This window comes from Bacillus sp. ChL18, from assembly GCF_026241425.1.
GTDB classification, from domain to species: Bacteria; Bacillota; Bacilli; order Bacillales; family Bacillaceae; genus Bacillus; species Bacillus velezensis.
In genome coordinates, this window is sequence record NZ_JAPHWE010000001.1 from 177,187 (window position 1) to 191,014 (window position 13,828).

The following is a 13,828-nucleotide window of genomic DNA, read 5'->3' on the forward strand; positions in this document are numbered from 1 at the left end:
ATTGATCGGTATAAGGGTGGATTTTTATCAAGTTGTACTGGCGGATTTCTTTTAATGTGTTATACTATATATAAATAAAATTAAATTAGAGTGGCATATTAAAAAGGGGTGACCTGAGCATGAAGGTAAAAGTAGCAATCAACGGGTTTGGAAGAATCGGAAGAATGGTGTTCAGAAAAGCAATGGAAGATGATCAAATTCAAATAACAGCCATTAATGCAAGCTATCCCCCGGAAACGCTTGCTCATTTGATAAAGTATGACACAATTCACGGCAAATACGATCAAGAAGTTGAGACCTCCGACGACAGTCTGATCGTCAACGGAAAACATATTATGCTGTTCAATCGCCGGGACCCGAGAGAGCTTCCGTGGAAAGAATGCGGAATAGACATCGTCGTAGAGGCAACGGGGAAATTTAATTCAAAAGAAAAAGCGATGAGCCATATTGAAGCAGGGGCGAAAAAAGTTATTTTAACGGCTCCGGGCAAAAATGAAGACGTTACCATTGTCATGGGAGTAAATGAAGAGCAGTTCAATCCCGATGAACATGTCATTATTTCAAATGCATCCTGCACGACAAACTGTCTTGCGCCGGTCGTCAAAGTGCTTGATCAGGAATTCGGGATTGAAAGCGGCCTGATGACGACTGTTCATGCTTACACGAATGATCAAAAAAATATCGACAATCCGCATAAAGATCTGCGGAGGGCGAGAGCGTGCGGAGAATCCATCATTCCGACTTCTACAGGCGCGGCTAAAGCGCTGTCGCTCGTGCTGCCTCATTTGAAAGGAAAACTTCACGGTCTTGCTTTGCGTGTTCCCGTTCCGAATGTGTCATTAGTGGACCTTGTCTGCGATCTGAAAACAGATGTGTCGGCCGAGCAAGTGAATGCCGCTTTCCAAAGAGCCGCAAAAACGTCGATGTACGGAATTCTTGATTATTCGGATGAGCCGCTCGTTTCTTCGGATTATAATACGAATTCACACTCTGCGATCATCGACGGACTGACAACGATGGTGATGGAAGACCGAAAAGTAAAGGTGCTCGCCTGGTATGACAATGAATGGGGATATTCCTGCCGGGTCGTTGATCTTATCCGTCACGTCGCCGCGCGAATGAAACACCCGTCAGCTGTGTAGACTAAAGATCATGGACATTTGTTAGAAAAACACCCTTAACGGCATATTCGCAAAAAACACACCTTGCAAAATAAACTTAAACACAGTATACTATCTTTCGTGAACTTCTTGCTCGTGACTGCTTCGGAATTACTTAAAGGGTTAGGACCTCTCCGGACTAACTTTCCCCCGTGGTAAATGGCCGGGTCAGTTCTCGGAAATTCACTTTTTTAATTCTTGTTAAGGGGGGTCCATGATTATGGAAACAATGGGGCGTCACGTCATCTCCGAGCTGTGGGGATGCGATTTTGATAAGCTCAATGACATGGATTTTATTGAAAAAACGTTTGTAAATGCTGCTTTGAAATCAGGAGCTGAAGTGCGCGAGGTCGCATTTCACAAATTTGCACCGCAAGGCGTAAGCGGAGTCGTTATCATCTCTGAGTCACATTTAACGATTCACAGTTTTCCTGAACACGGATATGCAAGCATTGATGTTTATACTTGTGGAGACCTGGATCCTAATGTGGCTGCGGATTACATTGCGGACGCATTACATGCAGATACAAGAGAAAACATTGAAATACCGAGAGGAATGGGGCCTGTACAGATTAAACAGGCACAAGCGAAAGTACTGTAATTTTCAAAACGCAAACACAAGGGAGCTAAGCTGAAAAAGCCATTACGCGCTTTGAAGCTGATGCTCCTTTTCTAATGTAAAAAAACAGCATTGCTTTTTCTTTAAGCATTTTTTTTGTAAAATAGAAAAGATAAGGCCGGTCTATCGGCTCTCCCAACAAATAGGCTCATCCTAGAAACGTTGGCGGGCATTTACCGGAAGCTTGCGAACCGCATTACAGCAACGAAACAGATGGGAGCTGATCCAATTTGAAATGTCCTTCATGCCAGCATAACGGTTCCCGCGTACTTGATTCACGGCCTGCGGACGAAGGGAAATCAATCCGCAGAAGGCGGGAATGCGAAGCCTGCCATTACCGCTTCACTACATTTGAGAAGTTTGAAGAGATGCCTCTGATCGTCGTGAAAAAAGAAGGCGTCCGGGAAGAATTCAGCCGTGAAAAAATGCTGCGCGGGTTAATTAAAGCTTGTGAAAAAAGGCCCGTTCCTTTAAAAACATTGGAAGACATGTGCTTTGACATTGAAAAAGAGCTGAGAAACCAAGGTGTATCTGAAGTCAAAAGCGAACTTGTCGGAGAAATGGTAATGGACCGTCTGGCGAAAATCGATGAGGTGTCTTATGTCCGCTTTGCTTCCGTCTACCGGCAGTTTAAGGATATAAACGTGTTTATCGATGAATTGAAAGATTTAATAAAGAAAGAACGCTGAGAGAGCTAAGAGATTGTGTCTGGCTCTTTTCTCATGAGCAAAATTGGCATTTGATAGATCGCAGAAACGGTGTAAAATGAGAGTAGAAACATATCGGAAGGTTTGAGAATCATGGCTGACTATTGGAATGACGTATTGCCTGTAGATCCTTATACGGTCAAAAGCCGTTCGCTTCTTCAGGATGTCGACAGACAGGTTTTGACACATCTGTACCAGCCGCTGATCGGTTCATTTGCATTCTCCCTTTATATGACCTTATGGGGGGAGCTTGAGCAGAACCGCTTGTGGGGAGCGGAATCCACGCACAGGCAGCTGATGGGCATGATGCAGTCAAATTTAAAAAAGATTCATCATGAACAGGGAAAGCTTGAAGGGATCGGGCTGCTGAAAGTGTATATCCGGGAGTCCGAGCAAAAAGAGCGGATGTTTATTTATGAGCTGCTGCCCCCGCTCAGACCGAATGATTTTTTTGAAGACGGCATGCTGAATGTCTTTCTTTATAACAGAGTCGGTAAAACGAAATACCAGCAGCTGAGACAATTTTACACGCATCCTTCCGTCGGCGCGGGCGCAAGGGAAATTACCCGTCCGTTTAATCACGCCTTTGCCTCTTTTCAGCCGAGTGAATGGAAAATGACGCCTGATATGGAAGAGGCGATGAAGCTCCCTGAGGACTATGAGACGGCGTCTGTCGGACAAGCGCCTTCCTATACGGTGACGGAGGAAGTGTTTGATTTTGAGCTTTTCATGGCGGGACTGTCAGAAACGATAATACCGCGCAAATCAATCACACAGGATGTGCGGGAGAGCATTAAAAAGCTTTCATATTTATACGGAATAGATCCTATCTCCATGCAGCACGTCGTCATGACCGCAATTAATGAACAGGATACGATAACGGCCGAAGCGCTGAGGAAAGCGGCCAGCGACTGGTACCAAATTGAAAGAAGCGGAAAGCTTCCGGAACTGATTGATAAAACACAGCCTGTCACCTTGAGAGAAAACCGAACGGAAAAGGACGATTCATTGAACGGCGAACTCATCGCACAGCTTGAGACCATATCACCGAGAAAGCTTCTTCAGGACATTGCGGACGGCACCGAGCCGTCAAAAGCCGACTTGCAGATTATCGCCGATATTATGTTCGAACAAAAGCTTGAGCCCGGCGTCACCAATGTGCTGATTTATTATGTCATGCTGAAAACGGATATGAAGCTGTCCAAAAACTATATCCAAAAAATCGCCGCCCACTGGGCCAGAAAGAAAGTCAAAACGGTACGGGAAGCAATGAAGCTGGCAATAGAAGAGCACAGGCAATATCTTGATTGGGCGGACGGCAAAACAAACGGCGCGGCGCGCGGCAAAAAAACCGTCCGGGAAGAAAAGCGCCCTGATTGGATGAAAGAAGAAGAAACCGGGAAGAAACAAGAACAGCCGGCTCTTTCCGCGCAGGATCTTGAGGAACAGAAGAAAAAAATGATGGAAGAAATGAAAAAACTGAAAAAATACTCTGCCTATTGAGACAGAGAAGCGGGGTGATATTGAATGGAACCGATCAGCCGATCCTTAGAAGGCGTGACGAAAAGACCTGACTTTCAAAAACGCCTGGAACGAATGCAGCAGCAAGTCATGGCTGACGAAGACGTCCAGGCTTTTTTGAAGGAACAGAAAGATGTAATCAATCAAAGCATGATTGACAGAGGGTTAAATAAACTGTACGAATTCGTTCAGCAAAGCAAACAGTGCGCCTTCTGTTCGAAAGACAGCCGGACGAACAGCCTGCTTGAAGGCTATCATCCGAAGCTTGTGATCAACGGGCGTTCCATCGATATTGAATATTACGAATGTCCGGAAAAGAGAAAGCTCGACCGCCAGAAAAGGCAAAAGTCCCTGATGAAGAGCATGTATATTCAGCAGGATCTTCTCGGCGCGACGTTTCAGCAGATCGATATTACCGATCCGAGCAGAGTCGGCATCTTCCAGCATGTGACGGATTTTCTGAAGAGCTATAATGAAACGGGAAAAGGCAAAGGGCTGTATCTGTACGGAAAATTCGGAATCGGAAAGACATTTATTTTAGCCGCCATTGCCAACGAGCTGGCGGAAAAAGAGTATTCATCAATGATCGTATATGTTCCCGAATTTGTCAGAGAGCTGAAAAACTCGCTCCAGGATCAGTCGTTGGAGGCGAAACTGAATATGGTGAAAACCACGCCCGTACTGATGCTTGATGACATCGGAGCGGAGTCAATGACAAGCTGGGTAAGGGATGAAGTTATCGGCACCGTGCTTCAGCACAGAATGAGCCAGCAGCTTCCCACTTTCTTCTCGTCTAATTTTTCACCAGACGAGCTGAAGCATCATTTTACGTATTCACAGCGGGGAGAAAAGGAAGAAGTAAAAGCGGCAAGACTGATGGAGCGGATTTTATATTTGGCTTCGCCCGTCCGTCTTGACGGGGAAAACCGCCGCCGTTCATGATGCCGGCGTCCAATGGGAAGGATTTGAGGGAATGAGGAATAAGAAGGCTGTCACTTGGGCTACGGCTGCGGCGGGAGCGGGTCTTTTGCTGTGGGCAAACCGCAAATATCTGAATCTGTCGCCTAAGGAGATCCGGCTGTGGATATTATCGTTCGGTATTTTTGCGCCGCTTGTGTTTATCGGAATTTCCATCGTCAGGCCTTTTGTGCTGTTTCCCGTATCAATCGTTTCCGTCGCCGGAGGATTGGCGTTCGGCCCGTTTTTCGGCACCGTGTATACGCTGGCGGGCTCAATGGGCGCTGCCGCCGCGTCATTTTTTGCGGCGGGGCTGTTTGCCTTTAATGAGAAAAGCCGTCATGGAAAAATGGAAGCCATTCAAAAGCAGATGAAAACCAATGGCTTCTTTTATATTTTTATCCTGCGCATTCTGCCTGTTAACTTTGATGTGATCAGCTATGCCGCAGGCCTATCGAAAGTCAGGCCGATGACGTATTTTTTGGCGACCGCAGCGGGCATCATTCCGGGGACGATCGTCCTGAATGTGCTCGGCGCGAGCTTTATGTCCGGCAATGTGCTGACCGTACTCTGCGTGATCTTTCTTTACATCGTATTTTTATCGCTTCCCGTTATATTTAAAAAGAAGGTGCGCCATTTGTTCGGCGGTGAAAGCTAACCTTTACGTCTATTTTAAAAACATCCCCCATATACTTGTAACAGATGCCGTAAGGGGGGACAAATATGCTTGAAGTGATCTTTGAAGATGACCACGATACCGCCGCTTTTTTACATCTCATTCAGCAATCGGACGACCGGAGACATTTTATTGTCCGTGAAGGCACAAAAAAAGTCGGAATCGCAAGGTCTGAAACGGCTTTTTGCGTTCAGCGCTTTATTGAGCCGATACTTGTCAGGTTTTTTTTGGAATGCAAAGAAGACGAGCATATGCTTTCGCTTATTGAGGATGCATACTGCTTCACCGATCAGGATGAACAGCAGCAAATCCTTCAGCTTGCACACAGCATTATGGAAGGAGAGTTGGATGATCATCCGTTCGAGCCGAAGAAAGAGCCGCGCACACAGTTTATTTCAGATGCGCTCCGGACGATTTCACTTGATGCGGGTGTTTTTTCCGTGCGTTCGTTTCAGACGTTCCGGCTCGGCAGGTATTATGAGCGGCTCAGAGAATACGCAGAGGCCGCGATAGATGAATACCGGATGGAACAGGAATATCAAAACTTTATTCAGTCTCTGAGAGATTATGTGACATCCAATCCGCCGCGGATGAAGAAAGTCCGCATCGTACATGACCGGGCTTTTACGCTGTGGGAGCTGCGCTATTTGTCAGAACGGGAACAGAAAAAATACATAGACAGACGGTTTGTCCGGGAGCACCCGATGTATATAGATTCCCATCTCCTTGCGCCGCTGATCTCCATTGCGCCTGAGACGGTAGAACTGTATACGGACAAACCGGAGCATATGATGTCCAGAACGATTCAAAACGTGTTTCAGGAGAGGGTGCGCCTTTTTCCGCTGGGCGCGTTTGCAGCCGAGAAGACGGAAGGATAGCCGCACGGACGGCCTTGTGTAGGCGGCAGGGCTGTCTGTGCGAAATCAGACGGAAAACCGAGTTGCATTTTTCTCGCAGACATTTTATAATACATAAAAGATTAATGATTGCTACACGTATTGATAAGGACATGAAGCATTGATACCGGCTTTATAAGAGAGGAGAGCCCTAGGCTGAAAGCTTTCCAGCTATGGATCATTGTCTTTACCGCCTTTGAACTTCAGCTGTGAACGCCGGAAGAAGCGCCAGTAATAGCTGACGGGAACTTCCGTTACAGAGTTTAGAGCCGCAGGTGCCGAAACAATCGGCCGCGCGGAAAAAAGGGTGGAACCACGATTCCGTTTATTTAACCTCGTCCCTTTCATAGGGGGCGGGGTTTTTGATTTGCATAAAAAAGGAGTGACGAAGATGTCAGATATGATCAACATCACATTTCCGGACGGAGCGGTAAAGGAATTTCCGAAAGGAACAACAACAGAAGATATCGCGGCATCCATCAGCCCGGGATTAAAGAAAAAGTCTTTAGCCGGAAAACTGAACGGACAGGAAATTGATTTAAGAACGCCGATTCAAGAGGACGGTGCCGTAGAAATCATTACAGAAGGCACAGAAGAAGGTTTGAACATCATGCGCCACAGCACGGCGCATTTATTGGCCCAGGCGATAAAACGCATTTATAAAGATGTGAAATTCGGAGTCGGCCCCGTCATTGAAAACGGGTTCTATTATGACGTTGAAATGGAGCAGGCGCTGACGCCGGATGACCTTCCGAAGATTGAAAAAGAAATGAAACGCATCGTAGGTGAAAATCTGCCGATCATCCGAAAAGAAGTGAGCCGTGATGAAGCAAAAGCCATGTTTGCGGAAATCGGCGATAATCTGAAGCTTGAACTGCTGGATGCCATCCCAGAAGACGAAACGGTCTCCATTTATGAGCAGGGCGAATTTTTTGACCTGTGCCGCGGCGTGCACGTGCCGTCTACAGGCAAAATTAAAGAATTTAAGCTGCTGAGCCTTGCGGGCGCATACTGGCGCGGCGACAGCAAAAACCAAATGCTTCAGCGCATTTACGGCACAGCCTTCTTTAAAAAGGATGACCTGAAAGAGCATTTGCGGATGCTTGAAGAAGCGAAAGAGCGTGACCACCGAAAACTTGGCAAAGAATTAAAATTGTTCGCCAACTCTCAAAAAGTCGGACAAGGCCTGCCGCTCTGGCTGCCGAAAGGCGCGACCATCCGCCGCGTGATCGAGCGCTACATTGTGGATAAAGAGCTGAGCCTCGGTTATGAGCACGTCTATACGCCTGTTCTCGGAAGCAAAGACCTGTACGAAACATCAGGGCACTGGGATCATTATCAGGATACGATGTTCCCGCCGATGGAAATGGACAATGAAACACTCGTGCTCCGTCCGATGAACTGTCCTCACCATATGATGATTTACAAGCAGGACATTCACAGCTACCGTGAGCTTCCGATCCGCATCGCCGAGCTCGGAACGATGCATCGTTATGAAATGTCAGGGGCGCTTTCAGGTCTTCAGCGCGTACGCGGCATGACGTTAAATGACGCGCACATTTTCGTCCGCCCTGATCAGATTAAAGAAGAATTCATCCGCACGGTCCGTTTGATTCAAGACGTATACGAAGACTTCGGCCTGAATGATTACACATTCCGCCTGTCTTACCGCGATCCTGAAGACACGGAAAAATATTTTGATGATGATGAAATGTGGAACAAAGCGCAGTCCATGCTGAAGGCGGCAATGGACGAAATCGGCCATGACTATTATGAAGCGGAAGGCGAAGCGGCGTTTTACGGCCCTAAGCTTGACGTGCAGGTGAAAACGGCGATCGGCAAAGAAGAGACATTGTCAACTGTACAGCTTGACTTCCTTCTTCCGGAACGCTTTGATCTCACTTACGTCGGGGAAGACGGCAAACAGCACCGTCCTGTCGTTATTCACCGCGGCGTCGTGTCAACGATGGAGCGTTTCGTTGCTTTCTTAATCGAAGAGCACAAAGGCGCCCTTCCGACATGGCTTGCGCCGGTGCAATTCCAAGTCATTCCTGTATCACCGTCCGTGCATCTTGACTATGCGAAAAAAGTGCAGGAGCGCCTGCAGCGCGAAGGCCTGCGTGTCGAGCTTGACAGCCGGGACGAGAAAATCGGCTATAAAATCCGTGAAGCGCAAATGCAAAAAATCCCGTACATGCTTGTGGTCGGTGACCAAGAAGCGGAAAACGGCGCGGTAAATGTCCGGAAATACGGCGAGCAGAAATCAGAAACCGTCTCATTGGACGATTTTGTGAAAAAGGCTGTAGCCGAAGCGAAAAAATAACCGGAAATACAAAAAACCCCGTTCATCCAGAATGGGGTTTTTTTGCGTATAAAATTATCTTTCTTTTTGTTTCTCTATAATCGCAAACAGCTCGTGAAGATCGCTGATCACGTAATCAGGCGCAATGTCCGTATCATTTTTCTTTTGCGTCCGGTTTACCCAGACTGTCGTAATACCTGCCCGTTTCGCTCCCAATATATCAGTATTGAGGTTATCTCCGACCATAATGGCGTCTTCTTTTTTCAGGTTCAGGAGGCCGAGGCAATGTTCGAATATGGAGGCGTCGGGTTTCCCTTTTCCGAAAGCGCCTGAGATGACGATTTCATTAAAATAAGGCGCGAGTTCAGGAACGCCGGCGAGTTTTTCTTTCTGCAGGCTGGGATCGCCGTTTGTCAGCAGAAGCAATTCATAAACACCTTTCAGCTTATCAAGCACAGCAAATGTTTCATCATACACATACGGACGCTGTCTGCGTTCCGCCGCGAAAAACTCCGCCAAATATTCGCCGTAAGCCGCATCGTCTATACCGACGCTTTTTAAGCCGTTCGTCCAGGCGTTTCGTCTGTATTCCGGCGCAATCCGATTCAGCTGTTTAAATCCTTCGCTGACCGGCTCGGAAAAATTCGCCCATAATCCTTCAAACGGATTAATGCCGATCATGACCGTATAAGGATAGGTTTCGTATGACATATACAATTCCCGTGCCGCTTTCCGAACCGCCTCTTCAAATGTATGCGGGTCAAGGCCATATTTTTTTTCCGCTTGTAAACATGTTTCCCTGAATGTTGTTCTGACGCTTTTTTCATCCCATAACAGTGTATCGTCCAAATCAAAAAATACGGCTTTCATGATCTTCTCCTCTTTGTTATATTCTGAAACTCTCTGCCGCAAGGCTCCCGTTTATTCTACAATAGATATATAGACTGTGAAAGATTTGTTTTCAGATGATTTGAAAAAAACAGGCAGGTTTGTGTCAGATTCTGTCTCAGGCTCTGAAACGTGATAAAATAAAATTTGAAAGAACAGGTGAAAAGTATGCTGCATTTGATCATCATGATGCTGGAAAGAGTCGGAATTATCGTCATATTGGGATTTGTTCTGGCTCATACCAGATTGTTCAGACAGGCGCTCCAGCAGCCTGAGAGCTATAAAGGCAAAGCGGTGCTGATTTCAATTTTCTCGCTGTTCAGTATCATCAGCAACTATACGGGAATAGAAATTCAGCGGAATACAATCATGAATAATGACTGGGTGTTTCAAATTAATCCGTCCGGTTCAATTGCCAATACAAGAATTATGGGCGTTGAAATCGGCGGACTCTTAGGCGGCCCGTATGTGGGGATCGGCGTCGGCATACTGGCCGGCCTGCATCGTTTATCACTCGGCGGCGCGACCGCAGTCAGCTGTGCCGTCTCATCCGTTTTAGCGGGCATTTTGTCCGGCTGGATCGGACGGTATTTCAGAAAACGCTATGCGATGCCGACACCGCGGGTGGCCGCGCTTGTCGGACTCGGGATGGAATCACTGCAAATGCTGCTCATCCTCTTGATGGCCAAGCCGTTTTCTGATGCTTGGACGCTTGTGAGCATCATCGGCATCCCGATGATATTGGTAAACGGGTCAGGGACTTTTATTTTTCTTTCGATCATTCAGTCGATTATCCGGAAGGAAGAACGGGCGAGAGCCCTTGAAACCCACAGGGTGCTGATGATTGCCGATCAGACGCTTCCGTTTTTCCGCCAGGGGCTGAATGAAAGCTCATGCAAAAGCGTCGCCGCCATCATTCACAGGCAAACAGGAACGGACGCGGTATCGCTTACGGATAACGAAAAGATTTTGGCGCACGTCGGCGCGGGTGCCGACCATCATATTCCGTCTGAAAGCCTGATCACCGGGTTGTCAAAACGCGTCATTAAAACGGGTCATATTATGAAAGCGACATCAAAGGCAGAAATTGAATGCACGCACGATCCCTGTCCGCTGCATGCGGCGATTGTATTGCCGCTGACGTCAAACGGCAAAACGATCGGGACGCTGAAAATGTACTTTAAAAGCCCGTCAGGTTTAAGCCGGGTTGAAGAAGAGCTTGCAGAAGGACTCGCCATGCTGTTTTCCACCCAGCTTGAACTCGGCGAGGCGGAACTGCAGAGCAAATTGCTGAAAGACGCAGAAATAAAGGCGCTTCAGGCACAGGTCAATCCGCATTTTCTGTTTAATGCGATCAATACGATTTCTGCTCTTTGCCGTACGGATGTGGAAAAAACCCGAAAGCTTCTGCTGCAGCTCAGCGTCTATTTCCGTTCCAATCTGCAGGGGGCAAGGCAGCTGCTCATCCCGCTTTCTAAAGAACTAAACCATCTGCAGGCATATTTATCATTGGAGCAGGCCCGTTTTCCCGGGAAATATAAAATCAGCCTTGAAATCGAACGCGGTTTGGAGGACATCGAAATTCCTCCTTTTGTGCTGCAGATCCTCGTCGAAAATGCGCTCCGCCATGCATTTTCAAGAAAGCAGGACAGCTGTGCCGTCAATGTCAGCGTGGTATCCGCCGGTCAATCGGTTTTAATGCGGGTTGGAGATAACGGGCGGGGAATTGATCCGGAATTGCTGTCCGTGCTCGGAAACCGTCCGCTCCCGTCTAAAGAAGGGACGGGAACCGCGCTTTACAATTTAAATCAGCGGCTGATCGGGCTGTTCGGCCCCAAAGCAGCCCTGCGATTGGAAAGTGAGGCCGGCAAAGGTACGGACGTATCATTTGAGCTGCCTTTGAAACTGATGACTAAAGGAGAAGAACATGCTGAAGGTGTTAATCGTTGATGATGAAATGCTGGCAAGAGATGAATTAGCTTATTTGCTGAAACGGACGAATGAAGTAAGTGACATAAACGAAGCTGAAAATATTGAATCCGCTTTTGACAGCATGATGGATCAAAAACCGGATCTGCTGTTTTTGGACGTTGATTTGTCAGGAGAAAACGGATTTGACATTGCCAAACGGCTGAAAAACATGAAAAATCCGCCGGCCGTCGTTTTTGCGACGGCGTATGACCAATTTGCTTTAAAAGCCTTTGAAGTCGACGCGCTCGATTATTTAACAAAGCCTTTTGATGAAGAAAGAGTGCGCCAGACGATCAGAAAGTTTAAAAGAGTGAAGCAGGACAGGGCAGGTGCCGTCTCAGAGCAGCCGTCCGCAGCCGGAGCGCATAAACTGGCTGTATCAGCCGGTGAATCTATTGTCATTTTAGATACGAAGGACATTATTTTCGCCGGCATGGAAGACGGGCACGTTTCCGTCAAAACGTTTGCCGCGTCTTATTCCGTTCATGAAACTTTGGCTGTCATTGAGAAAAAACTGCCTGAGACGGGTTTCTTGAGAGTGCACCGCGCGTTCATCGTGAATACGGAGCATATTACGGAAATTCATCCTTGGTTTAATTCGACGTACAATCTTATCTTAAAAGACGGCTCTAAAATTCCCGTCAGCCGTACATACGCCAAGGACTTAAAAAAGCTGCTTCATATTATATGAGGCGGCTTTTGCATTTCAGCAGCCGTTTTTTGCATTTCAGAATGAATATTCAGCCGTTTATTATGAAAGCGCTTTAAAAATTGATTTCTCTTTTATAATGGACCTAACAAAGAGAAAGAGGTGAAGAAAATGAGTGCGAAAAAAGTGTACGGATTTCTGACACAAGCATTTATTTTTGCCGTAATTATGCTCATATCTAATGGGATTGCAGCGATTGTCCCCATTCCTATACCCGCTTCCGTAGTAGGTTTGGTGTTATTATTTGTCCTCTTATGCCTGAAAGTGATTAAGCTTGAACAAGTAGAAACGCTGGGAACATCATTAACGTCACTGATCGGATTTTTATTTGTCCCGTCGGGCATCTCCGTGATGAATTCACTTGGCGTCATGCAGCAGTACGGCGTGCAGATCGCACTCGTCATCTTACTCGCCACCATCATTCTGTTAGGGGCGACGGGCCTTTTTTCTCAGCTGATCTTGTCTGTCAGCCAAAAACGTCAGAAGACTGCTCCTGAAAAACAAACGGTGCGCCGTTCCAATCAGGAAAAAGAACTTGTGCAGCATTAGGAGGGAAATCGGATGAGTCCATATTTCGGTATTGTCGTTTCACTTGCGGCCTTTGGCATCGGCACGTATTTATTTAAAAAAACGAGAGGCTTTTTCCTCTTCACCCCGCTGTTTGTCGCGATGGTGCTTGGAATCCTTTTTCTGAAGCTCGGCGGTTTTTCATATGAAGATTATAAAAGCGGAGGAGACATTATTAAATTCTTCCTGGAGCCCGCGACGATCGCTTTTGCCATCCCTTTATACAAACAGCGTGACAAACTGAAAAAATACTGGTGGCAGATCATGTCTTCTATCATTGTCGGCTCTATCTGCTCAGTGACGATTGTCTATTTGATCGCAAAAGGCATTCATCTTGACGCGGCCGTTATGAAAAGCATGCTTCCGCAGGCGGCGACAACGGCAATTGCCCTTCCGCTGTCAAAAGGAATCGGCGGCATCACCGATATCACCGCTTTCGCCGTTATTTTCAACGCCGTTATCGTCTATGCTCTGGGCGCTTTATTCTTAAAACTGTTTAAAGTAAAGCACCCAATCTCTAAGGGACTGGCTCTCGGCACATCAGGACACGCACTCGGTGTTGCGGTCGGTATTGAGATGGGGGAAGTAGAAGCGGCAATGGCAAGTATCGCGGTTGTCGTCGTGGGAGTGGTGACGGTGCTGGTCATTCCGGTATTCGTTCAGCTCATCGGAGGATAAACCCGGGTCATAGACCCGGGTTTTTTATTGTCCGGCAGCATCTGCGGGCGGCAAAGAACGAAATTTCACATTTTTCCTTGCGCTCACACTGGCATCGTGTTAAAATGAAAAAGTTGATCCGGAGAAGTCATTCTTGACTAATGATCCGGTATTGTGTAGAATAGTTATTGAATTGAA

General features: G+C 47.0%; 13 protein-coding genes. 12 read left to right on the plus strand and 1 reads right to left on the minus strand.

Going from position 1 to position 13,828, the window contains the following annotated elements; all coding sequences use genetic code 11:
• The first annotated feature begins 119 nt into the window (after positions 1-119).
• The 8 genes from OQ477_RS01040 to thrS all read left to right on the plus strand — a co-directional run bounded on the left by OQ477_RS01040 (position 120) and on the right by thrS (position 8,859).
• Positions 120-1,142: a glyceraldehyde-3-phosphate dehydrogenase gene (locus OQ477_RS01040; RefSeq protein ID WP_007408083.1), complete on the plus strand. Its 1,023-nt coding sequence runs from the start codon at positions 120-122 to the stop codon at positions 1,140-1,142.
• Between the two features lie 238 nt (positions 1,143-1,380).
• On the plus strand, positions 1,381-1,761 hold the full coding sequence (gene speD / locus OQ477_RS01045) for an adenosylmethionine decarboxylase (protein ID WP_003152471.1): 381 nt from the start codon (positions 1,381-1,383) through the stop codon (positions 1,759-1,761).
• 248 nt (positions 1,762-2,009) lie between these two features.
• Positions 2,010-2,468, plus strand: coding sequence for a transcriptional regulator NrdR (gene nrdR / locus OQ477_RS01050; protein ID WP_003152473.1), 459 nt, complete (start codon positions 2,010-2,012; stop codon positions 2,466-2,468).
• 111 nt (positions 2,469-2,579) lie between these two features.
• A complete protein-coding gene (locus OQ477_RS01055) occupies positions 2,580-3,989 on the plus strand; it encodes a replication initiation and membrane attachment family protein (RefSeq protein WP_265971125.1) in 1,410 nt (469 codons plus the stop codon).
• 24 nt (positions 3,990-4,013) lie between these two features.
• Entirely contained in the window at positions 4,014-4,949 is a 936-nt protein-coding gene (gene dnaI, locus OQ477_RS01060; RefSeq protein WP_012118157.1) for a primosomal protein DnaI, read from the plus strand.
• 31 nt (positions 4,950-4,980) lie between these two features.
• On the plus strand, positions 4,981-5,622 hold the full coding sequence (locus OQ477_RS01065) for a TVP38/TMEM64 family protein (RefSeq protein ID WP_265971126.1): 642 nt from the start codon (positions 4,981-4,983) through the stop codon (positions 5,620-5,622).
• Positions 5,623-5,687: 65 nt separating this feature from the next.
• Complete coding sequence (ytxC, locus tag OQ477_RS01070; RefSeq protein WP_045208428.1) at positions 5,688-6,518, plus strand: putative sporulation protein YtxC; 831 nt, start codon at positions 5,688-5,690, stop codon at positions 6,516-6,518.
• A gap of 409 nt (positions 6,519-6,927) precedes the next feature.
• Positions 6,928-8,859 carry a threonine--tRNA ligase gene (gene thrS, locus OQ477_RS01075; protein WP_265971128.1) on the plus strand — a complete coding sequence of 644 codons (1,932 nt, stop codon included), beginning with the start codon at positions 6,928-6,930 and terminating at the stop codon, positions 8,857-8,859.
• 54 nt (positions 8,860-8,913) lie between these two features.
• On the opposite strand, the gene OQ477_RS01080 is transcribed toward thrS, so the two are convergent.
• Complete coding sequence (locus tag OQ477_RS01080; protein ID WP_014418604.1) at positions 8,914-9,708, minus strand: HAD family hydrolase; 795 nt, start codon at positions 9,706-9,708, stop codon at positions 8,914-8,916.
• Positions 9,709-9,894: 186 nt separating this feature from the next.
• On the opposite strand from OQ477_RS01080, the gene OQ477_RS01085 reads away from it, so the two are divergent.
• The 4 genes from OQ477_RS01085 to lrgB all read left to right on the plus strand — a co-directional run bounded on the left by OQ477_RS01085 (position 9,895) and on the right by lrgB (position 13,651).
• Positions 9,895-11,676 (plus strand): sensor histidine kinase, encoded by a 1,782-nt coding sequence (locus tag OQ477_RS01085; protein ID WP_017418328.1) that lies wholly within the window; start codon positions 9,895-9,897, stop codon positions 11,674-11,676.
• A complete protein-coding gene (locus OQ477_RS01090) occupies positions 11,654-12,388 on the plus strand; it encodes a LytR/AlgR family response regulator transcription factor (RefSeq protein ID WP_007613024.1) in 735 nt (244 codons plus the stop codon). The genes OQ477_RS01085 and OQ477_RS01090 overlap by 23 nt, the downstream gene beginning before the upstream one ends.
• 129 nt (positions 12,389-12,517) lie before the next feature.
• On the plus strand, positions 12,518-12,955 hold the full coding sequence (lrgA, locus tag OQ477_RS01095) for an antiholin-like murein hydrolase modulator LrgA (protein WP_007613022.1): 438 nt from the start codon (positions 12,518-12,520) through the stop codon (positions 12,953-12,955).
• A 12-nt stretch (positions 12,956-12,967) separates the two neighbouring features.
• A complete protein-coding gene (lrgB, locus tag OQ477_RS01100; protein ID WP_007408093.1) occupies positions 12,968-13,651 on the plus strand; it encodes an antiholin-like protein LrgB in 684 nt (227 codons plus the stop codon).
• Positions 13,652-13,828: the final 177 nt, after the last annotated feature.